The sequence below is a fragment of the Polaromonas sp. P3_B4 genome (assembly GCF_056402835.1).
Map to the genome: position 1 here is coordinate 153,052 of NZ_JBFUGQ010000001.1, position 23,493 is coordinate 176,544.

General features: G+C 61.5%; 11 protein-coding genes, 1 tRNA gene and 1 pseudogene. 9 read left to right on the top strand and 4 right to left on the bottom strand.

Translation table 11 applies throughout. The features are described from left to right. Positions 1-98: 98 nt before the first annotated feature. Positions 99-8,021 (top strand): YDG domain-containing protein, encoded by a 7,923-nt coding sequence (locus AC1DVV_RS00750; RefSeq protein ID WP_477707089.1) that lies wholly within the window; start codon positions 99-101, stop codon positions 8,019-8,021. Positions 8,022-8,048: 27 nt separating this feature from the next. Further along, entirely contained in the window at positions 8,049-9,740 is a 1,692-nt protein-coding gene (locus tag AC1DVV_RS00755; protein WP_457279478.1) for a ShlB/FhaC/HecB family hemolysin secretion/activation protein, read from the top strand. A gap of 131 nt (positions 9,741-9,871) precedes the next feature. Here the strand turns inward: AC1DVV_RS00755 and AC1DVV_RS00760 are convergent, their stop codons facing one another. Beyond that, entirely contained in the window at positions 9,872-10,894 is a 1,023-nt protein-coding gene (locus AC1DVV_RS00760; protein WP_457279477.1) for a S1C family serine protease, read from the bottom strand. Positions 10,895-11,502: 608 nt separating this feature from the next. On the opposite strand from AC1DVV_RS00760, the gene AC1DVV_RS00765 reads away from it, so the two are divergent. From AC1DVV_RS00765 to AC1DVV_RS00775, 3 genes and pseudogenes are all read left to right on the top strand, one after another. Beyond that, entirely contained in the window at positions 11,503-13,719 is a 2,217-nt protein-coding gene (locus tag AC1DVV_RS00765; RefSeq protein ID WP_457279801.1) for a type I secretion system permease/ATPase, read from the top strand. After that, complete coding sequence (locus tag AC1DVV_RS00770; RefSeq protein ID WP_477707090.1) at positions 13,716-15,344, top strand: HlyD family type I secretion periplasmic adaptor subunit; 1,629 nt, start codon at positions 13,716-13,718, stop codon at positions 15,342-15,344. The genes AC1DVV_RS00765 and AC1DVV_RS00770 overlap by 4 nt, the downstream gene beginning before the upstream one ends. A 182-nt stretch (positions 15,345-15,526) precedes the next feature. Continuing rightward, a pseudogene (locus AC1DVV_RS00775) lies at positions 15,527-15,805 on the top strand (IS21 family transposase); the annotation flags it as partial. Between the two features lie 279 nt (positions 15,806-16,084). Here AC1DVV_RS00775 and AC1DVV_RS00780 read toward each other — a convergent pair. Continuing rightward, positions 16,085-16,169 (bottom strand) — tRNA-Leu (locus AC1DVV_RS00780). Between the two features lie 39 nt (positions 16,170-16,208). On the opposite strand from AC1DVV_RS00780, the gene cysM reads away from it, so the two are divergent. The 3 genes from cysM to AC1DVV_RS00795 all read left to right on the top strand — a co-directional run bounded on the left by cysM (position 16,209) and on the right by AC1DVV_RS00795 (position 18,085). After that, positions 16,209-17,111 (top strand): cysteine synthase CysM, encoded by a 903-nt coding sequence (gene cysM, locus AC1DVV_RS00785; RefSeq protein ID WP_477702444.1) that lies wholly within the window; start codon positions 16,209-16,211, stop codon positions 17,109-17,111. Between the two features lie 123 nt (positions 17,112-17,234). After that, on the top strand, positions 17,235-17,801 hold the full coding sequence (locus tag AC1DVV_RS00790) for an NUDIX hydrolase (RefSeq protein WP_477666186.1): 567 nt from the start codon (positions 17,235-17,237) through the stop codon (positions 17,799-17,801). Positions 17,802-17,857: 56 nt separating this feature from the next. Next, positions 17,858-18,085, top strand: coding sequence for a sulfurtransferase TusA family protein (locus AC1DVV_RS00795; protein ID WP_007867181.1), 228 nt, complete (start codon positions 17,858-17,860; stop codon positions 18,083-18,085). 18 nt (positions 18,086-18,103) lie between these two features. On the opposite strand, the gene galU is transcribed toward AC1DVV_RS00795, so the two are convergent. Then, on the bottom strand, positions 18,104-19,024 hold the full coding sequence (gene galU, locus AC1DVV_RS00800; RefSeq protein WP_457279474.1) for a UTP--glucose-1-phosphate uridylyltransferase GalU: 921 nt from the start codon (positions 19,022-19,024) through the stop codon (positions 18,104-18,106). A gap of 124 nt (positions 19,025-19,148) precedes the next feature. Here galU and AC1DVV_RS00805 point away from each other — a divergent pair, with 124 nt between their 5' ends. Then, complete coding sequence (locus tag AC1DVV_RS00805) at positions 19,149-20,165, top strand: NAD(P)-dependent oxidoreductase (RefSeq protein ID WP_457279473.1); 1,017 nt, start codon at positions 19,149-19,151, stop codon at positions 20,163-20,165. 335 nt (positions 20,166-20,500) lie between these two features. On the opposite strand, the gene AC1DVV_RS00810 is transcribed toward AC1DVV_RS00805, so the two are convergent. Then, complete coding sequence (locus AC1DVV_RS00810; RefSeq protein WP_457279472.1) at positions 20,501-23,428, bottom strand: valine--tRNA ligase; 2,928 nt, start codon at positions 23,426-23,428, stop codon at positions 20,501-20,503. Positions 23,429-23,493: the final 65 nt, after the last annotated feature.

Genomic DNA, 23,493 nt, shown 5'->3' on the forward strand with positions numbered 1-23,493 from the left:
AAATTTCGAAAAATTCGCGTGTGGTAGCGCAATTTGTAACAAATATCGGTCGGTGCGCACCCACCGCGGCGCCGCCGTTTTTTGATGCCCTGGGACGGATGGCCGGTAGCGCCGCAGGCAGATGGACCCTGCGCAAGCCCGTAACGGCTGTTTTGCTGCTGGGAGCAGCGACGGCGCAGGCCGGACCGGTAGACGGCCAGGTTACTTCGGGCGCAGCCAGCATCTCGCAGAGCGGCTCCGCCACCACCATCAATCAATCCAGCCAGAACGCTTCGCTGACCTGGAAGAGCTTTAACGTAGGCGCGCAGGAAAGCGTCAACTTCGTGCAGCCTTCGGCCAGCGCGATTGCGGTCAACCGCATCCTGGACACCCACGGCAGCCAGATCCTGGGCCAGCTCAATGCCAACGGGCAGGTTTTCCTGATCAATCCCAACGGCATCCTGTTTGGCGCCGGCGCTCAGGTCAATGTGGGCGGGCTGGTGGCGTCGACACTGGATGTCAAGGATGCGGACCTGAACAGCGGAAAGCGCAGCTTCAGCGGCGCAGGCGCAGGCAGTGTGGTCAACCAGGGCCGCATCAATGCTGCCACGGGCGGCTACGTTGCCCTGGTCGGCAATACCGTGCGCAACCAGGGCACCATCAACGCCCCGCAGGGCAGCGTGGCGCTGGCGGCAGGCAGCGCGGCTACTTTGACCTTCCAGGGCAACCAGCTGCTCAAGATCGAGGTGGACCAGAGCGTTCTCAACAGCCTGGCCGAGAACGGCGGGTTGATTCTGGCTGACGGCGGGCAGGCGCTGATGAGCGCCGGTGCCAAGGATTCCCTGCTGGCCAGCGCAGTCAACAACACCGGGGTGATCCAGGCGCGCACCGTGGAAAACCGCAGCGGCACCATCATCCTGCTGGGCGGCATGGCCGCCGGCACTGCCAACATTGCGGGCACGCTGGACGCTTCGGCGCCCAACGGCGGCAACGGCGGCTTTGTGGAAACCTCGGGCGCGCAGGTGAACATTGCCGACGGCGCCCGGATCACCACGGCGGCCTCCGCGGGCCAAAGCGGCACCTGGCTGATCGACCCGGTGGATTTCACCATCGCCGCTGCGGGCGGGAACATCACGGGTGCGGCCCTGAGTGCCAACCTGGGTTCAGGCAACGTCGTCATCCAGAGCAGCAGCGGGAACACGGGCACAGCGGGCGACGTCAACGTCAACGACGTGGTGAGCTGGAGCATCAACCAGCTGACGCTCAACGCGCAGAACAACATCAACATCAACGCCAACCTCAATGCCTCCGGTACGGGCAAGCTGGCGCTGGAATACGGCCAGGGCAATACCAATGGCATCACCAACTCCTACAACGTCAACAACGGCGCGAAGATCAATTTGCCGGCAGGCAACAATTTCAGCACCAAGCAAGGCAGCAACGGTACCCCCGTCGCCTATACGGTGATCACTGACCTGGGTACCGCAACCAGCACCAGCGGCACAGATTTACAGGGCATGAGCGGCAATCTCAACGGTCGCTACGCACTGGGCGCTGACATCGACGCCTCGCCAACCAGCGCTTGGAACGGCGGCAGTGGATTCGAACCGCTGGGCAACAACCTGGCGCAATTCAGTGGCATCCTGGACGGTTTGGGCCACACCATTTCCGGCCTCACTATCAACCGGCCCACCGCCACCTACGTCGGTCTGCTCGGCTATGTAGGCGCTTCGGGGCGAATCAACAATTTGGGCTTGGCCGGCGGTAGCGTCACGGGCCAAACCAAAGTCGGCGCGTTGGCCGGGTGGAGCAATGGCAATATCACTAACAGCTACGCCAGCACCTCAGTGACCGGCTCCGGATCCGAGGCTGGTGGGCTGGTGGGGACCAGCCAGGGCGTAATCCGCAACAGCCACGCCAGCGGCGCGGTGATCGGCTCGTTCATTGTTGGCGGGCTGGTTGGCTGGAACCAGGGCCTTATCAGCGACAGCTATGCCACCGGCTCTGTCGGCGCATCGAGTTCGCGGGTTGGCGGGCTGGTGGGCGACATGCTCAACGGCGGAAGCGTCAGCAATAGCTACGCCAGCGGCAACGTCACCAGCACCGGCCAGGATGTCGGCGGGCTCGTGGGGTATTGGGACAGCAATGGCACCGCCAATGTTGTGATCAGCAATAGTTATGCGAGTGGCACGGTGTCCGGCACCACGAATGTCGGCGGCCTGGTGGGCTATAAATTTGATGCTGGCGGCACGATCAATAGCAGCTACGCGACGGGGGCCGTGAGCGGCACCAGCAATCTGGGTGGGCTGGTCGGCTTGTGGGACGCCGGAACGGCGATCAACAACAGTTTCTGGGACACCGTCACAACCGGGCGGGCCACAAGCTCGGGCGGCGGCATGGGCATGACCACGGCCCAGATGCAGCAGCAGGCCAATTTCAGCTCGGCCACGGCTGCCAACGGCAACGTCAACCCGAACTGGGATTTCACCAGCGTCTGGCGTATTTATGAGGGAAATAGCCGTCCCCTGCTCAAGGCACTCATGAAGGCCACCACGGTCACCGTCGCCAACACCAGCAAGACCTATGACAGGCTGTCCTGGAATGGTGGAACCAGCGTCAGTTGCTCCAACGTGGCCTGCGGCAGCTTGTCCGGCAGCATCGGTTTCGGCGGGACCGCCCAGGGTGCGGTCAATGCCGGAAGCTATACGGTGACAGCGTCCGGCCTGTATTCCAACCAGCAGGGCTACGACATCAGTTACGCCAATGGCACGCTGACAGTCAATCCCGCCAGTTTGGCTGTCACCGGCGTGAGCGCAAACAACAAGGTGTATGACGCCGGCACCACCGCCACCCTCAACGGCACGGCCAGCGTAACAGCCATCGCCGGCGACACGGTGAGCATCGCCGGCGCCGGCAGCGGTGCTTTCGCCGACAAGAACGTGGGCAACGGCAAAGCCGTGACGGTCACCGGCTACACGCTGGGCGGCGCAGATGCCGGCAACTATGTCATCGTGCAGCCCACGGGCCTGACCGCGAACATCACGCCGGCCAGCCTTGCCGTTGGCGGTGTGACGATCCAGAACAAGGTGTACAACGCCAGCGACGCCGCCACCATCAACGGCACGGCCAGCGTTGCAGCTTTCGCCGGTGATACGGTGAACGTGGCCGGCACGGGCATCGGCCGGTTTGCCGACAAGAACGTGGGCAACGGCAAGGTGGTTACCGTGACCGGCTACACGCTGGGCGGCGCCGATGCCGGCAACTACACCGTGGTGCAACCCACAGGTTTCACGGCCAACATCACGCCGGCCAGCCTGGCGGTTACGGGCGTGGGAGCCAACAACAAGGTTTATGACACAACGACCACCGCGACGCTCAACGGAACAGCGGCTGTCACAGCCTTGGGCGGCGATACCGTGACGTTGGGCGGCACCGGCAGCGGCAATTTCGCAAACAAGAACGTTGGCAACGGCAAGGTCGTGACCGTGACCGGCTACACGCTGGGCGGCGCCGATGCCGGCAATTACACCGTGGTGCAACCCACAGGTGTCACGGCTAACATCACGCCGGCAAGTTTGGCTGTTACCGGCGTTGGCGCAAACAACAAGGTTTACGACACGACCACCACCGCGACGCTGAGCGGGACAGCGGCGGTGACAGCTCTGGGTGGCGATACCGTGACGTTGGGCGGCACCGGCAGCGGCAATTTCAACAACAAGAACGTGGGCAACGGCAAGGCCGTCACCGTCACTGGCTACACACTGGGCGGCGCCGACGCCGGCAACTACACCGTGGTGCAACCCACCGGCGTGACAGCCAACATCACGCCGGCCAGCTTGACTGTCAGCGGTGTGAGCGCCAACAACAAGGTCTACGACACCACCACTACGGCCACGCTGAGCGGAACAGCAGCGGTGACGGCTTTGGGTGGCGATACCGTGACCGTGGGCGGTACCGGCAATGGCGCCTTCGCCAACAAGAATGTGGGCAATGGCAAGGCGGTGACTGTGACCGGCTACACGCTGGGCGGTGCCGACGCCGGCAACTACACCGTGGTGCAACCCACGAGCTTGACCGCCAATATCACACCGGCCAGCTTGACTGTCAGCGGTGTGAACGCAAACAACAAGGTCTACGACACCACCGCCACCGCCACCCTGAACGGAACGGCGGCAGTGACGGCCCTGGGTGGCGATACCGTGACCGTGGGCGGCACCGGCAGCGGCACCTTCGCCAACAAGAATGTGGGCAATGGCAAGGCGGTGACTGTGACCGGCTACACACTGGGCGGAGCAGACGCTGGTAACTACACCGTGGTGCAGCCCACGGCGGTGACCGCCAATATCACACCGGCCAGCCTGGCGGTGACGGGTGTGAGTGCAAACAACAAGGTCTATGACACCACCACCACGGCCACGCTGAGCGGATCAGCCGCCATTACGGCCCTGGGTGGCGATACCGTGACCGTGGGCGGTACCGGCAGCGGAAATTTCGCCAACAAGAACGTAGGTAACGGCAAGACCGTCACCGTCACCGGCTACACACTGGGCGGCGCCGATGCCGGCAACTACACCGTCGTTCAACCCACCGGCGTCACAGCCAACATCACGCCGGCCAGCCTGGCTGTCACGGGTGTAGGCGCAAACAACAAGGTCTACGACACCACCACCACCGCCACACTCAATGGCACGGCGGCCGTCGCGGCCCTGAGCGGTGACGTGGTGACGGTTGGCGGTGGCAGCGGCACCTTTGCCAACAAGAATGTGGGCAATGGCAAGGCGGTGACTGTGACCGGCTACACACTGGGCGGTGCCGACGCCGGCAACTACACCGTGGTGCAACCCACGGGATTGACCGCGAACATCACGCCGGCTGGCCTGGCTGTTACCGGCGTAGGCGCGAACAACAAGGTCTACGACACGACCACCACGGCGACACTCAACGGAACGGCAGCCGTTACGGCCTTGGGCGGTGACGTCGTGGCCGTGGCCGGCACGGGCAGCGGCAGCTTCGCCAACAAGAATGTTGGCAACGGCAAGGCCGTGACTGTTACCGGCTATACGCTGAGCGGTGCGGACGCCGGCAACTACACCGTGGTGCAACCCACGGCGGTGACCGCGAGCATCACGCCAGCCAGCCTGGCTGTTACCGGCGTAGGCGCCAACAACAAGGTCTACGACGCAACGACCACCGCGACTCTCAACGGAACGGCGGCTGTTACGGCCCTGGGGGGTGATGTGGTGACGGTTGGGGGTGGAAGTGGCGCTTTTGCCAACAAGAATGTGGGCAGCGGCAAGGCCGTGACTGTCACCGGCTACACGCTGGGCGGAGCCGATGCCGGCAATTACACCGTGGTCCAACCCACGGGGCTGACCGCCAACATCACCCCCGCCAGCCTCACGGTCACAGGTGTGAATGCCAACAACAAGGTGTACGACACCACAACTGCAGCCACGCTCAGCGGAACAGCTGCGGTGACGGCCTTGGGTGGTGACGCGGTGACGGTAGGCGGCGCCGGCAGCGCCAGCTTCGCCAACAAAAACGTAGGCAATGGCAAGGCCGTAACCGTCACCGGCTACACGCTGGGCGGTGCCGACGCCGGCAATTACACCGTGGTGCAACCCACCAGCTTGACCGCCAACATCACACCGGCCAGCTTGACTGTCAGCGGTGTGAGCGCAAACAACAAGGTCTACGACACCACCACTACGGCCACGCTGAGCGGAACAGCAGCGGTGACGGCTTTGGGTGGTGATACCGTGACCGTGGGCGGTACCGGCAGCGGAAATTTCGCCAACAAGAACGTAGGTAACGGCAAGGCCGTCACCGTCACCGGCTACACACTGGGCGGAGCCGATGCCGGCAACTACACCGTGGTGCAGCCAACAGGTGTCACGGCCAACATCACGCCGGCCAGCCTGGCCATTACGGGTGTAGGCGCGAACAACAAGGTCTACGACACCACCACCACCGCCACGCTCAATGGCACCGCAAACGTCGCCGCCCTGGGCGGCGATGTGGTGACGGTTGGCGGTGGCAGCGGCACCTTCGCCGACAAGAATGTGGGCAACGGCAAGGCTGTGACGGTCAGCGGCTACACACTGGGTGGAGCCGATGCCGGCAACTACACCGTGGTGCAGCCCACCGGTGTCACGGCCAATATCACACCGGCCAACCTGGCGGTCACAGGCGTGGGGGCCAACAACAAGGTGTATGACACCACCACGACGGCGACGCTGAGCGGAACGGCCGCCGTTGCGGCCCTGGGGGGCGATGCCGTGACGGTAGGCGGCACCGGCAGCGGCAATTTCGCCAACAAAAATGTAGGCAATGGCAAGGTTGTCACCGTCACCGGCTACACCCTCGGCGGCGCCGATGCCGGCAACTACACCGTGGTGCAACCCACCAGTGTCACGGCAAACATCACACCAGCCAGCTTGGCGGTGACGGGTGTGAGCGCAAACAACAAGGTCTACGACACCACCACTACGGCCACGCTGAGCGGAACAGCAGCGGTGACGGCTTTGGGCGGCGATACCGTGACGGTGGGCGGCACCGGCAGCGGCACCTTTGCCAACAAAAACGTGGGTAACGGAAAGGTCGTCACTGTCACCGGCTATGCGCTGGGCGGTGCCGATGCCGGCAACTACACCGTGGTGCAGCCCACTGCTGTCACGGCCAACATCACGCCAGCCAGCCTGGCAGTCACAGGTGTGGGCGCCAACAACAAGGTGTATGACACGACGACCACAGCGACGCTCAACGGAACGGCGGCTGTCACAGCTCTGGGCGGCGATACCGTGACGGTGGGCGGCACCGGCAGCGGCAATTTCAATAACAAAAACGTTGGCAATGGTAAAGCTGTGACGGTTACCGGCTACACACTGGGCGGTGCCGACGCAAGCAACTACATCGTGGTGCAGCCTACGGCAGTGACTGCCAACATCACGCCGGCCAGCGTGGCCGTCACGGGCGTGGGGGCAAACAGCAAGGTGTATGACGCGGGTACTGCCGCCACCCTCAATGGCACAGCCGCTGTGGCTGCTTTGGGTGGTGACGTGGTGAGTGTGAGTGGCGGCAGCGGCACTTTTACTGACAAGAATGTGGGCAACAGCAAGGTCGTGACCGTGACCGGCTACACCCTGGGCGGAGCCGACGCCGGCAACTACACCGTGGTGCAACCCACCGGCCTCGCAGCCAACATCACACCAGCCAGCCTGGCTGTCACAGGCGTCGGGGCAAACAACAAGGTCTACGACACCACCACCAACGTCACGCTTAACGGAACGGCGGGGGTCACGGCCCTGGGCGGTGATGTGGTGACTGTGGGTGGTACCGGCAGTGGCGCCTTCGCCAACAAAAATGTGGGCAACGGCAAGGTCGTGACGGTGACCGGCTATACGCTGGGCGGAGCCGACGCCGGGAACTACACCGTGGTGCAACCTACAGGTGTCACGGCAAACATCACACCGGCCAGCCTGGCTGTCACCGGTGTGAATGCGCAGAACAAGGTTTTTGACGGTACGACTGCGGCCACCTTGGGTGGTACCGCCGCCGTGGCGGCCCTGGTCGGTGACGTGGTTAGCGTCAGTGGCGGCAGCGGGGCTTTTGCCAACGCGAATGTGGGTAACGCAAAGCCCGTGACCGTGACCGGCTATACCCTGGGCGGGGTTGACGCGGCCAACTACACGGTGGTGCAACCGACCGGGCTGACGGCATCCATCACTCCCTTGCCTGTCACAGCTGTGCCCGCACGGGCGGGAACGCTTGGGCGGGGGGGCGCCGATGATGGTGCCGACGCCGCCATGCAACAGGCCGTGGATGGGACACGCTCCAAATCCGGCCTGATCGAGGTATCTCCCATCCTTCGGGTAACTCGCAGCGCAAGCGCGGATGCCTCCGGTGGAGACGAACTGGTGGTTTCCGGTGGGGCCGTCGAGGTGCTGCAGGATGTGGTTGCCACAGTAAGAAAAGATCCGCGCCTGCATATCGTTGACGGCGGCGTGCAGCTGCAAAACGGTGTGCTGGCCGCTCAAAAATAAATACGGCCACCCCACAAAAGTTTCCCCATGAAATGCAACGTATCCGGTAAGCACGCTGTGCTGCTGTTGGCAGCCGCGCCCCTGTTCGCGGTCCAGGCGGCTGATCCGCTGCCGGTTGATATCGGCACCATCCTCCAGCAGGTCCAGCCGTCCCAGCAAGCCGTCCCATCGCCCCGCGGAGAAAGGCCGCCTCTCAGCAATGAGGGGAATGTCCCGCCGCCACCTGCACGTCCCGCCGTGACGGTGGATGTCAAATCGATCAACATCATCGGCAACACCCTGTTTGAGACAGCCACGCTGCATGCACTGGTGGCCGATGCTGAAGGCAAAAGCCTGACGCTTGACCAGCTCGACGAAATGGCGGGGCGCATAGGCCAGTATTACCACAGCAGGGGCCAGACCTTTGCCCGGGCCGTGGTGCCTGCGCAGGTGATCCAGTCGGGCGTTGTTCGCTTTCTGGTGATCGAGGCGCGCTACGGCAAGGTCGGCGTCAACAACCAGACGCGCGTGAACGACCTGCTGCTGCAGGCGACGGTAGCGCCGCTGCAAAACGGGCAGCCAGTCGACCAGGCCCTGCTGGACAAGTCCCTGCTGTTGCTGTCGGACATACCCGGCGTGGTGGTGCAGGCAACCTTAAGACCCGGCGACGGGATGGGCACCTCCGATCTGAGTATCGATACCACGCCCGGCCCGGCGGTTTCAGGAAGCCTGGTTGTGGATGGCTACGGCAACAGCTATACAGGAAGAGCCCGCTTGGGCGGTACGGTGTACGTCAACAACCCCTTGAAGCATGGCGATGTCCTGAGCCTGAGCGGCCTGAGTTCCGGGAAGGGGCTGAGCTACGGACGGGTGGGCTACGAATCATTGTTGAACGGCCAGGGTACCCGCGCAGGAGCCGCCTATTCCTTGCTGGACTACAAAATTGGCGGGTCTCTTGAGATACTTGGCGCACACGGTTCCGCCGAGACCGGCAGCCTCTGGGGCAAGCATCCGCTGGTGCGAAGCCAGACGGTCAACCTCTATGGACAGATTCAGTACGACACGGTGCAGTTGCGCGAGCGTGTAGACGTGGCAGGAATAAAAACAGACCGGCATCTCGACTCCTGGACGTCGAGCCTGACCGGGGACTGGCGGGACACCTTGCTGTCCGGCGGCATCAATACCTGGAGCCTGGGATGGACCCGGGGCAGGGTGGTTTTTGACGCTGCCGAGGCGCAGCTGGACGATGCGGCCAGCGCTAGGACGCAGGGCTGGTTTTCAAAGGCCAATCTGGGCTTCTCCCGCTTGCAGCGCCTGGGGCAAAACAGCACGCTGCATTTTTCATGGGCGGGCCAGTGGGCCAACACCAACCTCGATTCGTCGCAAAAAATGTCCGTGGGCGGGCCCTATTCGGTGCGTGCCTACGATGTGGGTGCGCTGTCGGGTGATACGGGTTACCGCACAAGCGTCGAGCTGCGCTACGACCTGGGGCAGGTTGTCGGCGGCAAGCTCCAGGCGGTGGCGTTCTGGGACGGTGCCTACCTGAAAGTCAATCAACGACCCTGGGTGGCAGGTGCGAACAGTGCAACGCTCAGCGGAGCGGGGGTCGGCCTTGACTGGACGGGGCTCAACCAGTGGCGGGCTCGCGCCTATCTGGCCTCGCCCCTGGGGCAGACACCCGAGCTGGTCAGGACGACAGATTCAACGCGGATGTGGACCGAGGTCGCCTACCGTTTTTGAAGGCTCCGCTGCTTGTGCCCATTCCTGGCTTGTGGTGCCGGGCTGTCAATTCACGTAGCCCTGTAGTGCTATTAAATAAATAGCTGCTTGCGCTTTCCCTGTCTGGGCTACAGCCTATTTTGTTGTAAAAATCAGATACCGGCGGGCTTCTTGAGCGTCAGCATCCTGTCCTGGGCCTTGAGCACAATGGTTTTGACTTCTGCACCCTGCAGCACCGTCAGCCTGACTTCCGCGTCGGGTGCGGGCCGGTCCCACAGCTTTTTATAAAAAGCTTCGAGCGTGGCCACCTTGGCGTCGTCCACTGCCAGCACCACATTGCCCGCCTCCAGCCCGGCCAGGTCCGCAGGACTCTCCTTGCTGACCCGCAGGATCTGTATGCGCCCGCCCTGGTCATTGGAGGTGATGCCAAGCCACGGCCTGCGGCTTTTCGTGCTGGCGCCTGAACGCTGCAGCTCCGCGAGGATGGGACGCAGCAAATCCACCGGCACAAACATATTGCCCGGCAGGCGGCGGTTTTCACCTGTGGCATCGGACACGAGCAGCGAGCCTATGCCCATCAACTCACCTTTCTGGTTGAAGAGCGGGGCGCCACTGTGGTTGCCACCACTGGCCATGATGGGTGGGCTGGTGAACAGCGCCGATTCGATGTGGTATTCCCAGTTGCCGGAGAACGCGCGCCGGCTGACCAGTCGGGTCATGCTCACGTCGCCGTCCTCATCGGCCTGCGGGCCGGTGACGGCCATCAGAGGTTCGCCCGGCTGCAGGTCTTTGCTATTGCCCAGGGCCGCTACGCCCACGCCACGCAGCGGCAGCAAAGGGCGCAACAGCCCAAACCCGGTTGCCAGGTCGTAGGCGACGGCGCGCGCCGGCAACGTGCGGTTGTCCTGCGTCACGATCTCAATGTATTCGGCCTCCAGCATCAGGTAGCCGATGGTGAGGATGAGCCCGTCCTGGTTGATTTGCACACCCGAGCCGGCACGGCGCAAGCCCAGCGTTTCGGCCGAGCGCGCATCTTCCATCGCCGTGACCTTGACACCGACCACTGCTGTCGTAGCGCGAGTTAGCGCATCCATCATGGCCTGTGCCGCCGGGGGCTGCACAGTGGCTGCGTGCGCGGTCGCCAACCACGGCATGCCGGGCACTAACGCAGACATGAATGCGCTTGAAAGGAGGATGCAGAGCCACTGACGCAAGGTGTACATGACGGACTCCTGAACGGCAGAAATTTCTGCACGGAGTTCAAGAATGCACGTTAATAAATGGCGTGACAAGCGGCAGGGTCAAAAGAATCAGGAAGGGAAAGTAACAAGCATTCAGCCCAGTAATTACTCAATACTCAACCAATCCGGCGCTAATGCACCAGTTCAGAGCGTTCGCAATTCTTTGGGAATCAACGGCCCTGAAAAGAGATGAAAAAGGAGATGAAAAAGGAGATGAAAAAATTTAGCCCAATAAGTATTGCAACGCAAAGTTCAAAAGTATCTCTATTTCCAGTGGTTTGGAAATGACTAAGCAATTAGTACCCAAACCGGCGTTGAAAATAACGTAACTGCCGCTGCAAGTTCTGCGTATTGCGATACAGTTTGGAACAAATAACAGGGAGGGGGCCCGTGCGGGCGCCTTGAGACATGTCACATAACATAGCCGACTGGGGAAGACTCGCCCCAAGCACATACGTGATCGCACCTGTGCCGCCGCAGCGATTCTTTTGCTGTGGCAGGAGTCCCAAGTGACAACCGCAACCACAGCAGCCTCGCCCACACTGTCAGCGGCGCCGGGGGCTGAAGAGCCAGCACCACCCATCAACGCGCTCGCTGCCCTGTGCCTGGTGGCGCGCTTTCACCAGGTTGCCGCAGACCCCCATACCCTTGCCCATCAACTCGGCGTTTCCCCGAGTGACGATATTGATGCCAGCATATTGCTGCGTGCGGCCAAACACCTTGGGCTTAAAGCCAAGCTCTCTAAATCCAAACCCGACCGCTTGAAGCTGGTCCCGCTGCCGGCCCTCGCTTTCCTGAAGCCCGCAGACGACGCAGCAAGCAGCACCAGTGCCGGTAGCAAGCAAGTCCGCACTGTCATCCTGGCGCAGTGCGACGGCCAGCGTGTGCTGTTTCAGGACCCGGCCACACCGTCGAACAGGCCCACGATTGAATCAGTGGAAGTCTTCGCAAGCCAGTGGACGGGTGAGCTGATCCTCATCACCAGCCATGCCGCGCTGGCGGGTGAACTCGCCAAGTTCGACTTCTCCTGGTTTGTGCCCAGCCTCGTCAAATATCGCAAGCTGCTGGGCGAAGTGCTGCTTATTTCCTTCATGCTGCAGCTGTTCGCGCTCGTCAGCCCGCTTTTCTTTCAGGTCGTGATGGACAAGGTGCTGGTGCACCGGGGCCTCACCACGCTGGATGTGTTGGTCATCGGCCTCGTGGTGGTGGTGCTGTTTGAAAGCATCCTCAACGGTTTGCGTGCCTACGTGTTCAGCCACACTACCAGCCGCATTGACGTGGAGCTGGGCGCGCGACTTTTCCGGCACCTGGTGCAATTGCCGCTGGCGTACTTCCAGGCCCGGCGTGTCGGTGACTCGGTGGCGCGTGTGCGCGAGTTGGAGAACATCCGCAGCTTCCTCACCGGCAACGCGCTCACCGTGGTGCTCGACGTTCTCTTCTCGGTCATCTTCATCGCCGTGATGCTGTTCTACAGCGTGCCGCTGACCTTGATCGTCATGGTCAGCCTGCCGCTGTACTTTGGCCTGAGCCTGGCCGTGGTACCCATCCTGCGCCAGCGGCTGGACGTGAAATTTGCGCGCGGCGCAGAGAACCAGTCCATGCTGGTCGAAACCATCACCGGCATCCAGACCGTCAAGGCCAGCGCACTCGAACCCAGCTTCGGCAAGCGCTGGGACAATCAGCTCGCTGCGTATGTCAGCGCCAGCTTCAAGACACAAAACCTCGCCACCTGGGCGCATGAAGGCATCAACCTGATCGGCAAGCTCGTGAACGCGGCCACGCTGTGGTACGGCGCGCACCTGGTGATGAACAACGAACTCACCGTTGGCCAGTTTGTGGCCTTCAACATGTTTGCCCAGCGCGTGGCCCAGCCTATCATGCGCATGGCCCAGCTATGGACGGACTTTCAGCAAACCGGCATCTCCGTCGCGCGCCTGGGCGACATCCTGAACACCCGCACCGAAGTGCCGCCCACCAGCGCCGCGCAGCTGCCGCCCATCAAGGGCCGCATCACGCTCGACGGCGTGGTGTTCCGCTACCGGCCCGAAGCGCCACCGGTGCTGCACGGCATCAGCCTCGATGTGAAACCCGGCGAGATCATCGGCATCGTCGGCCGTTCGGGCTCCGGCAAAAGCACGCTGACCAAGCTGGTGCAGCGCCTCTATTCCCCCGAAGGAGGCCGCCTGCTGGTCGATGGCATAGACATCAGCCTGATCGACGCCGCGCAGTTGCGCCGGCAGGTCGGTGTGGTGCTGCAAGAGAATTTGCTGTTCAACCGCAGCGTGCGCGAGAACATCGCCATCACCGACCCGGCTGCGCCGATTGAAGCCGTGGTGCGTGTGGCGCAACTGGCCGGCGCGCATGAGTTCATCAGCGAGCTGCCCGAAGGCTACGACACGCATGTGGGCGAGCAGGGCAGCTCCCTCAGCGGCGGGCAGCGCCAGCGCATCGCGATTGCGCGAGCGCTGTTTACCAACCCGCGCATCCTGATTTTTGACGAAGCCACCAGCGCGCTCGACTACGAAAGCGAAGCCATCATCCAGCGCAACATGGCCCACATCTGTAAAGGCCGCACCGTGCTCATCATTGCCCACCGCCTGAGCGCCGTGCGCCACGCGCACCGCATTATCGTGATGGACAAGGGCAAGATTGTTGAAGCAGGTCCGCACGACGCACTGATCCAGAAACCGCAAGGCCTGTATGCGCACCTGTGGCGCATGCAGGACGGCAAACAACCGATGGAAGGGGCGTCGGCATGAGCACCGGTCCTGAAGATCAAAAACCGGTAGCCGTGGGTTCCGCACCGGCCGAAGCAGCTGCCCCGGCTGACAGCCGAGAGAAGCATCAGATGAAGCAACCTGCGCCTGACGTGGAAGACATAACCGCCAAAGGTGAAGCTCCGGCCGAAGTTCCCCAGGAAGCCGCCGTACCCGCCAAGCCTCGCCACCCCGCTATCGAACTGCTGACACGTTATCGCGCCATCTTTGGTGCTGCCTGGGCGCATCGCGACGAGCTCGCCGGCCCGCGCCGCTTGAGCGACGAGGCAGCTTTCTTGCCCGCCGCACTCAGCCTGCAAGACACGCCGGTGCACCCAGCGCCGCGCCGCCTGGCTTACCTCATCATGGGGCTGTTTGTCATAGCGCTGGTCTGGTCCATCTTCGGCAAGATCGACATCGTGGCCGTGGCGCCTGGGCGCGTGGTGGTGAGCGAGCGTACCAAGCTGATCCAGCCTCTGGAGCGCAGCGTGGTCAAGGCGGTGCTGGTCAAAGACGGCGACCACGTGGTGGCCGGTCAGCCGCTGGTGGAGCTGGACCCAACCGCCGCCAGCGCCGACAAGACCACGGCGCATGATCAGCAAAAATCAGCATTGTCGGAAGTGCTGCGCGCCCGTGCCATCCAGCAGGCGCTACAAAATTTGCAGCAGCTTGCGCCCGCCAGTACTGGGTTGCCGGCTAAATACATGCCCGAGTTTCCCAAAGAATGGTCTGCAGCCGAGACTGCCGCCGCACAGGCGCAGCTGCAAGGCGAGTGGGGCGACGTGACGGCCAAGCTCGCCAAACTGTCTTCAGAAATCAGCCGCCGCCAGGCCGAAATCGTCACGGCGCGCGCCGTGGTCTCCAAACTCGAAACCACCGTGCCCATGGCCCAGGCGCGCGAAATGGATTTCAAGAAGCTGGTAGACCAGGGCTATATCTCCGGTCACGCCACCCAAGACAAAACCCGCGAACGCGTAGAGCTGGAGCGCGACCTGGCCACCCAGCGCGCCAACCTGCTGCAAACCCAGGCCACCCTGCGCGAAAGCGAAAACAGCCGCGCCGCCTACCTGGCCGAAGTGCGCCGCACGCTGTATGAGCGCGAAGCCCAGGCCGACCTCAAACGCCAGCAAGCCACCCAGGAACAAGCCAAAGCCACTCAACGCGAAAACCTCACTACGCTGAAAGCGCCCGTCGCCGGCGTAGTGCAGCAACTCGCCATCCACACCACAGGCGGCGTTGTCACCGAAGCACAGGCGCTGATGATCATCGTGCCAGAGGGCGCGCAGGTCACGGCAGAAGTCACCCTGGAAAACAAGGACATCGGCTTCGTCAACGTAGGCAACGGCGCCGAGATCAAGCTCGAAACCTTTCCCTACACCCGCTACGGCACCGTGCAAGCAAGCGTAGACCGCGTCACAGCCGACGCCGTCAACGACGAAAAGCGCGGCGCAATTTTCCCCGTCACGCTGGCCCTAAAAACCAAGCAGATCGACATAGACGGAAAGATGATTCAGCTCGTCCCCGGCATGAACCTGACCGCAGAGATCAAGACCGGGCAGCGGCGGGTGATTGAGTATTTGCTGAGCCCGATTCAGAGGGCGGGTAGTGAGAGTTTGAGGGAGCGATGACGAAGCTCTTACTGCGAAAGTCGAAATCTTTTTATGAAAATTAAAAGAGACTACCTTGCGTAAATTGAAATTTGAGGTGTTGAATTCCATCGAAATCTGACCCACTTAGCGCAGTAATTTCCATCCAAAACTGACCCACGTAGGCACTACCCTGCTTGTTTTAAAAGCAGGAGAAATTAGGAGTGATAGACGTGGCGACATTGAATGTCATCAGGCGTTGGGCATTGCGGGATCAGATGTCCATTCGCGAGATCTCAAGGCGTACAGGCCTGGCTCGCAACACAATAAAGAAGCACCTGCGGTCGGAAGAGAGCGAGCCCAAGTACCCAAGGCGGGCCAGCGCCAGCAAGCGCTATCACTACGCCGAGAAGCTGGCCACCTGGCTAGTCATCGAGGCAACAAAATCGCGGAAACAGCGGCGCACTTTGAGGCAGATCCATACAGATTCAGCCCAAAAAGGAGAAAACCAAGAACTTATCCACATCGTGAGCACCTTCTGCTCACAAAGAGTGTGGGTCAATATTCGATGGAAAACTCGGGTCAGACTTCAGTGCAATTCAACAACGTCGGAAGGTCTGAATCGCGAATTTGCCCCAACGACCGGCGCGTGCTGGTCTTCAAATTCTGGCGGCTGGCGTCGGCTTAGTAGTCGTATTCACCAGTGCCGGGTGCATTTGTGTTCGCAGCGGCGACAAAAGAAAAAGCCGGATCGGTTTGAAACCGTCCGGCTTTTCGGGATGTGGTGCCCGGGGCCGGAATCGAACCGGCACGCCTTGCGGCGGGGGATTTTGAGTCCCCTGCGTCTACCAATTTCACCACCCGGGCCGCGAGGAGCGAAGCCTCAAATTATGGCACAGTGTGGCCATGAACTATCCAACCATTGAAGACGCGATTGGCAAAACGCCTCTGGTCGCGCTGCAACGCATTTACGCCGCCGAAAACGCCGCCCGCGGCAATGTCATCCTGGGAAAGCTCGAAGGCAACAACCCGGCCGGTTCCGTGAAAGACCGCCCGGCGCTGTCGATGATCAAGCGCGCGGAAGAGCGCGGCGACATCAAACCCGGCGATACATTGATTGAAGCTACTTCCGGGAACACGGGCATTGCACTGGCCATGGCCGCGGCGATCAAGGGCTACAAGATGGTACTGATCATGCCGGAGGACCTGAGCATCGAACGCGCCCAGACCATGAAGGCTTTTGGCGCCGAATTGATCCTGACGCCCAAAAGCGCCGGTATCGAATATTCCCGCGACCTGGCCGACCAGATGCAAAAAGAGGGCAAAGGCCGGGTGCTGGACCAGTTCGCCAACCCGGACAATCCGCGCATCCATTACGAGACCACCGGCCCTGAAATATGGACAGATACGTCAGGCAAGGTGACACATTTTGTCAGTGCGATGGGCACAACCGGCACGATTACCGGCGTTTCCCGCTATCTGAAAGAGAAAAACCCGACGATCAAGGTCATCGGCGCCCAGCCCAGCGAAGGGTCCCGCATTCCCGGCATCCGCAAATGGCCACAAGAGTATTTGCCCAAGATTTACGACCCCCGCCAGGTCGATGAACTGGTGCTGGTGAGCCAGGCTGACGCTGAAGACATGTGCCGCCGCCTGGCGCGCGAGGAAGGCATTTTTGCCGGCATCTCGGCGGCAGGGGCGCTCTGGGTCGCGCAGGAAATCGCCAAAACCGTGAAAGACGCTGTGATCGTCTTTGTCGTGTGTGACCGCGGCGACCGTTACCTGTCTACCGGCGTATTTCCGGCTTGAGCCATTTTTTGAGACCAAAAATTGGCTTTGGCCCATATGTGACTTGCGCAAGCAGCTATTAAAACGATAGCGAATTGCGCTCCTCAACCCCTCTTATCCTTTCCTTCTCCTCCTTTCTTGACCATGACCCACGAATTCAGGTTTTGCCCCAACTGCGCGACGCCGCTGGCCATGGTGTCGCAGATGGAAGACGGCGGCGAGAAGGCGCGCCTGCGTTGCCCAGCCTGTGGCTATACCCACTGGAACAACCCCACGCCCGTGCTGGCCGCAGTGATCGAATACAACGGCCAGGTTTTGCTGGCCCGCAATGCCGCCTGGCCCGGCAAAATGTACGCGCTGATCACCGGCTTTATGGAGGCCGGGGAAACGCCCCAAGGCGGCATAGCACGCGAAATCAAGGAAGAAACCAGCCTGGACACCACCTCGCTTGATTTGATTGGCGTCTATGACTTCCAGCGCATGAACCAGATCATCATTGCCTACCACGCCGTCTGCACGGGGGATGTCAGCCTGTCGCCAGAACTGGTGGACTACCGGCTCTACGACCTGGACAAGCTCAAATGCTGGCCTGCGGGCACGGGCTACGCGCTGGCTGACTGGCTGCGTACGCGCGGCCATGAACCTGAGTTTGTGGATTGGGCTACCGTGCTGAGCAAAGTGGAACCGGACGGCGACGGCAAGGCCGGGTAAAACCGGGCGAAGAGGCTTTGCGCTTTGCTTAAAATCGCGGCAACCCAAGGATTTTCATGAACATCGACAAAGAACTCGACACCCGCGGCCTCAATTGCCCGCTGCCCATCCTGAAGGCCAAAAAAGCGCTGACGGAAATGCTCAGCGGCCAGCTGCTTCGAGTTGTATCAACCGACGCCGGCTCTACGCGTGATTTCCAGGCATTTGCCAAACAAACCGGCAACGAACTGGTCGAGCAGCAGGTTGCCGGTAGTGACTTTATTCACGTTTTAAAGCGGCGCTGATTCTGTAACAGGTGGTTATCAGGCCACTTGTTTGCGGCGTTCCCGGCCCGACCAGCCAATTTGCAGGTTGTCCAGGTAATTCCGGAAATACACACCCACTTCTGGGTGCTCCAGAGCCAACTCTACGGTCGCTTCCAGGAAGCCTTCCTTGCTTCCGCAGTCATAACGTTTGCCCTCGTACTGGAAGGCATACACGCTCTCCTGGCCCAGCAGGCTCGAAATCCCGTCGGTGAGCTGCAACTCGCCGCCCACGCCGGATGTCTGCTTGCGGATGTGCCCAAAAATCGCGGGCGTCAGGATGTAGCGGCCGGCCACGCCCATGCGTGAAGGTGCCACCTCAGGCGCCGGCTTTTCGACAATCCTTTTGACTTTCATCAGGCCGGTGCTGGCGCCTTCCGTGGCGACGATGCCGTAACGGCGGGTTTGATCGAGAGGGACCTCCTGCACCGCCAGGATGGATTGCTGGACCTCTGCGAATTGCGCCGCCATCTGGGCCAGCACGGGCTGGCCGCCTTTCGGGCCGACCATCAGGTCGTCGGCCAGCAACACGGCAAAAGCCTCCTGGCCCACCAGGTGCTCGGCACACAGCACGGCATGGCCGAGGCCCAGCGAACGGGGCTGGCGCACATAGGAAAAATTCATGTCGTCCGGCTGGACAGAGCGCACCAGTGATAACAGTGCGTGCTTTTGGGCTACTTCAAGTTCGTTCTCTAGTTCATAAGCAGTATCGAAGTGATCTTCGATGGCCCGTTTATTGCGTCCAGTAACAAAAATCATGTGTCGGATGCCTGCGGCGTAGGCTTCTTCCACTGCGTATTGGATCAACGGCTTGTCGACCACAGGGAGCATTTCCTTGGGTTGGGCCTTGGTGGCTGGCAGAAAACGGGTACCGAGACCAGCAACCGGGAAGACAGCTTTATTTAATGTAAATTTTTGCATCGACTTTGACCGAATAAAAGCCTAAAGTGTTGCGTTGTTGGTACAGCGCGTGGGTCGGACAAATGCCCGAATCTGCGTGGGCACAGCACGCGATCGAGAGTTTGCAGGAAAAAGGATTGACTGAGTGGACATCTTACTTCTTGATGCGTTAGTGCCCGAAGCAATGGCCTGGCTTGAAACCCGGCATGGCGTCGCCTACCATCCAGAGCTTGCCGACGATCTGACATCGCTGCGCAAGATCGCGTACAAAACCAAAGGCATTGTTTTTCCGCGCCAGACTGTGGTCACGCGCGAGTTCCTCGATTTCCTGCCCAGGCTCAAGGCCATCGGGCGCCTGCACGTGGGAACCGACAACACCGACCTGGAGGCCTGCAAGGAGCGCGACATCAAGGTCGTGCATGCCAGCAGCGCCAACGTCCGCTCCAACGCAGAATACCTTTTGAGCAGCCTGCTGTTGCTGTACCGCCGCGGTCTTGTCTCGGCCTTGATGGGACGCCGTCATCCCACGACGCAGATGGGGCGCGAGCTTCATGGCAGCACCGTGGGCATTCTGGGCCTGGCCCCGACGGCGCACACGCTGGCCGGCATGCTGAGCGGGCTCGGCGTGCGGCTTGTCGGCTACGACCCTGCGGTTCATCACACTGCGCCCATTTGGGAGCGCCTTCGCATACAGCCTGTTTCCTTGCCAGAGCTGGTCAGCCAGTCTGATGCCGTGTCTGTGCAGATGCTGTATGCCACCCGGTTCCGGGGTTTCGTGAACGACAAACTCCTGGCGGGCTGCAAGCGCAACCAGTTGTGGGTCGGCATCAGCCGCAGCGAATTGTTTGATGAGGGCGCATTGGCCGCTGCGCTGTGCGACGGCCGCATTGAAGCCTGCATCCTGGATGGCGCTGAAGCAAGTTTCCTGGGTGACACCTCACCGCTCAAAGGGCTGAAGAACCTGTTTGTCACGCCGCGCCTGGGCTCCCACACACGCGAGGCACGCCTGCGCTCGAGCTGGTATGTAGCCCACCGTATGCATGAAGCTCTGGGCACGCAGCACAGCGGCATGGACCAGTTGACCAGCACCCCCATGGGTCTGGAGTCGCCGGGCAGTGTCCCGCCGTCGCAGTGGTCTGAACCCGAATTCATGACCAGATAGATGTTGGCCCCCACGTTCGCTCACTTCGTGTAGCTCTCTGCCCCCCGAGGGGGCGCTGCGCCTGCGGTCTGGCAAAGCCGGTTCCGCGGAGAGATAAAGCCCCCACGTTCGCTCGCTTCGCGTAGCTCTCTGCCCCCCGAGGGGGCGCTGCGCCTGCGGTCTGGCAAAGCCAGTCCCGCGGCCCCTGCTGGTGAAGAGGCATCTATCTTTGACCGTTGCAGTTGACTGGTCTTGGCGTATACGCAGCCCGCGGGTCTTACCAGGGCTCGCTTCGCATCCCGATCAATAAAGAAAGCCCCGCATTGCGGGGCTTTTTTCTGGCGGTGGCCTGGCGCTTATTTCAGGCGTGCCAGTTGCTCGCGAATCTTGGCCAGGGCCGCCTGGTTATCGGCCAGGCGTTTGCGTTCCTGCTCCAGCACGGCCGGGGGCACCTTGTTGACAAAGGCTTCATTGGCGAGCTTGGTTTCGGACTTGGTGATTTCTCCTGCCAGGCGGGTTTCTTCCTTTTGCAGGCGAACCTTTTCCGCCGCCAGATCGACTTCCATATAAAGGCACAGGCGCGCTTCGCCGACGATGGCCACAGGTGCAGACTGCGCCGCAGCGGCCCAACTGGCTTCGTCGTCGAACACTTTCACTTCGCTCAGCTTGGCCAGTGCCTTGAGTACCGGGGCGACGCCCTGCATGAAGGCGGTGTCGCCCAGCACATAAAGCGGCATGCGGGTAGCCGGAGACACCTTCATTTCGCCGCGCAGGTTGCGGCAGGCATCCACGAGCGTCTTGAGTTTGGTGACATGCGCTTCCGCTACCACGTCAATTTTCTCGGGCTGGCTTTGCGGATAAGGCGCGACGCCGATGAACTTGCCCGTTTTGCCGGCGACGGGAGCCACGGTCTGCCACAGCTCTTCGGTGATGAACGGAATCACCGGATGCGCCAGGCGCAGGATGGCTTCGAGTGTGCGGATCAGTGTGCGGCGTGTGGCGCGCTTTTGCGCATCGGTGCCGGTCTGTATCTGCACCTTGGCGATCTCGAGGTACCAGTCGCAGAACTCGTCCCAGACAAACTGGTAGATGCTGCCGGCAACGTTGTCGAGGCGGTAGTCGGCAAAGCCTTTGGCCACGTCGGCTTCCACGCGCTGCATGGTCGACGAAATCCAGCGGTCGGCCTGCGAGAAGCTCAGGTAGTTGTGGAACTCTCCGCCGGGCGCGCATTGCTCTTTGGTGTGCTCTTCCAGCCCGCAGTCCTGGCCTTCGCAGTTCATCAGCGTGAAGCGCGTTGCGTTCCAGAGCTTGTTGCAGAAGTTGCGATAACCCTCGCAGCGTTTGCTGTCGAAGTTGATGCTGCGTCCCAGGCTGGCAAGCGAGGCGAATGTAAAACGCAGCGCATCGGCGCCGTAGCCCGGAATGCCGGCGGGGAATTCCTTTTCGGTGTTCTTGCGCACCTGCGGCGCCGTCTCGGGCTTGCGCAGGCCTTGCGAGCGTTTTTCGAGCAGGGGTGCGAGCTCGATGCCGTCGATCAAATCGACCGGGTCCAGCACATTGCCTTCGGACTTGCTCATCTTCTTGCCCTGCGCGTCTTTCACCAGGCCGTGGATGTACACGTGTTTGAACGGCACCTGACCGGTGAAGTGCGTGGTCATCATGATCATCCGGGCGACCCAGAAGAAGATGATGTCGTAGCCGGTGACCAGCACGCTTGATGGCAGAAAGAGATCGAGCTCTTTCGTCTTCTCAGGCCAGCCCAATGAAGAAAAAGGAACGAGCGCCGATGAGTACCAGGTGTCGAGTACATCTTCATCGCGCGTGAGTTTTTTACCGGGCGCCTGGGCCTGTGCTGCTGCCTCGTTTTCAGCGACGTAAACCTTGCCGTCTTCGTCGTACCAGGCCGGGATCTGGTGGCCCCACCAGAGCTGGCGCGAGATGCACCAGTCCTGGATGTTGTTCATCCACTGGTTGTAGGTGTTGACCCATTGCTCAGGCACGAACTTCACGTCGCCGCTGGCCACCGCATCGCGCGCCTTTTGCGAAATGGATTTTCCGGTCGGGTCCTGTTCACTCACCTTGCTGAGCGCCACAAACCACTGGTCGGTCAGCATGGGTTCGACCACTGCGCCGGTGCGCGCGCACACCGGCACCATGTTTTTGTGCGGCACGGCTTTTTCGAGGAAGCCTTGGGCTTCCAGGTCTTTCAGCACGGCCTTGCGGCAGTCATAACGGTCCAGGCCCTGGTATTGTGCCGGGCCGTTCTCGTTGATCTTCGCGTCCAGCGTGAAGATGGTGATCAGCGGCAGGTTGTGGCGCAGGGCGACCTGGTAGTCGTTGAAGTCGTGCGCGCCGGTGATCTTCACCACGCCGCTGCCAAATTCGGGGTCGACATAGTCATCGGTGATCACCGGAATCTTACGGTCGCACAGCGGCAGGTCGACCATCTTGCCGACCAGGTGTTTGTAGCGTTCGTCATCCGGGTGCACAGCCAGCGCGCCGTCGGCCAGCATGGTTTCGGGCCGTGTGGTGGCTATGTGCATGCCGCGCAGCGGCGAGCCGTCAGCGGCTTTCTGCGGGCCGTCGCTGAAGGGGTACTCGATGTGCCACATGAAACTGTCGCGCTCTTCGTTTTCGACTTCCAGGTCGGACACGGCGGACTTGAGGATCGGGTCCCAGTTCACCAGGCGCTTGCCGCGGTAGATCAGGCCTTGCTTGTAAAGCTGCACAAAGGTCGAGGTCACCACCGTCGACATCTTCGGATCCATGGTGAAGTACTCGTGCTTCCAGGCCACCGAGTCGCCCATGCGGCGCATCTGGCGGGTAATGGTGGTGCCGGACTCTTCCTTCCACTCCCACACTTTCGCGACGAAATTTTTGCGGCCCAGGTCGTGGCGGCTTTGGCCTTCAGCCTGCAGCTTGCGTTCCACCACGATCTGCGTGGCGATGCCGGCGTGGTCGGTGCCGGGCACCCACAGCGTGTTGTGGCCGCGCATGCGGTGGTAACGCGTGAGCGAATCCATGATGGTCTGGTTGAAGGCATGGCCCATGTGCAGCGTGCCCGTCACGTTGGGCGGTGGCAGCTGGATGGAAAAAGAAGGCTTGGCAGCGTCCAGCGTGGGCTCGTACTGGCCGCTTTGCTCCCATTCGGGGCCCCAGCGGCTTTCAATGGCGGCCGGCTCGAAGGACTTGGCCAGGCCGTCCAGCCCCGGTGTGGCGACTTTCACGGCCTCAGGGGCTGTGTTGGCGGTATCGGCAAGGGTGGGGGCGGCAGCGTTGGTCATGGGGCAATGAAAAACGGCATCGAAGGGATGCCGCCTTGGGTTGGGTGAAACTCCGCTGATTTTAT

What these genes read in the sequence shown, in the direction of transcription:
- AC1DVV_RS00795 (WP_007867181.1), top strand. Translation starts at nt 17,858, where the DNA reads ATGAACATCGACAAAGAACTCGACACCCGCGGCCTCAATTGCCCGCTG.
- AC1DVV_RS00750 (WP_477707089.1), top strand. Translation starts at nt 99, where the DNA reads ATGGCCGGTAGCGCCGCAGGCAGATGGACCCTGCGCAAGCCCGTAACG.
- AC1DVV_RS00760 (WP_457279477.1), bottom strand. Translation starts at nt 10,894, where the DNA reads ATGTCTGCGTTAGTGCCCGGCATGCCGTGGTTGGCGACCGCGCACGCA.
- AC1DVV_RS00770 (WP_477707090.1), top strand. Translation starts at nt 13,716, where the DNA reads ATGAGCACCGGTCCTGAAGATCAAAAACCGGTAGCCGTGGGTTCCGCA.
- AC1DVV_RS00810 (WP_457279472.1), bottom strand. Translation starts at nt 23,428, where the DNA reads ATGACCAACGCTGCCGCCCCCACCCTTGCCGATACCGCCAACACAGCC.
- cysM (WP_477702444.1), top strand. Translation starts at nt 16,209, where the DNA reads ATGAACTATCCAACCATTGAAGACGCGATTGGCAAAACGCCTCTGGTC.
- galU (WP_457279474.1), bottom strand. Translation starts at nt 19,024, where the DNA reads ATGCAAAAATTTACATTAAATAAAGCTGTCTTCCCGGTTGCTGGTCTC.
- AC1DVV_RS00755 (WP_457279478.1), top strand. Translation starts at nt 8,049, where the DNA reads ATGAAATGCAACGTATCCGGTAAGCACGCTGTGCTGCTGTTGGCAGCC.
- AC1DVV_RS00790 (WP_477666186.1), top strand. Translation starts at nt 17,235, where the DNA reads ATGACCCACGAATTCAGGTTTTGCCCCAACTGCGCGACGCCGCTGGCC.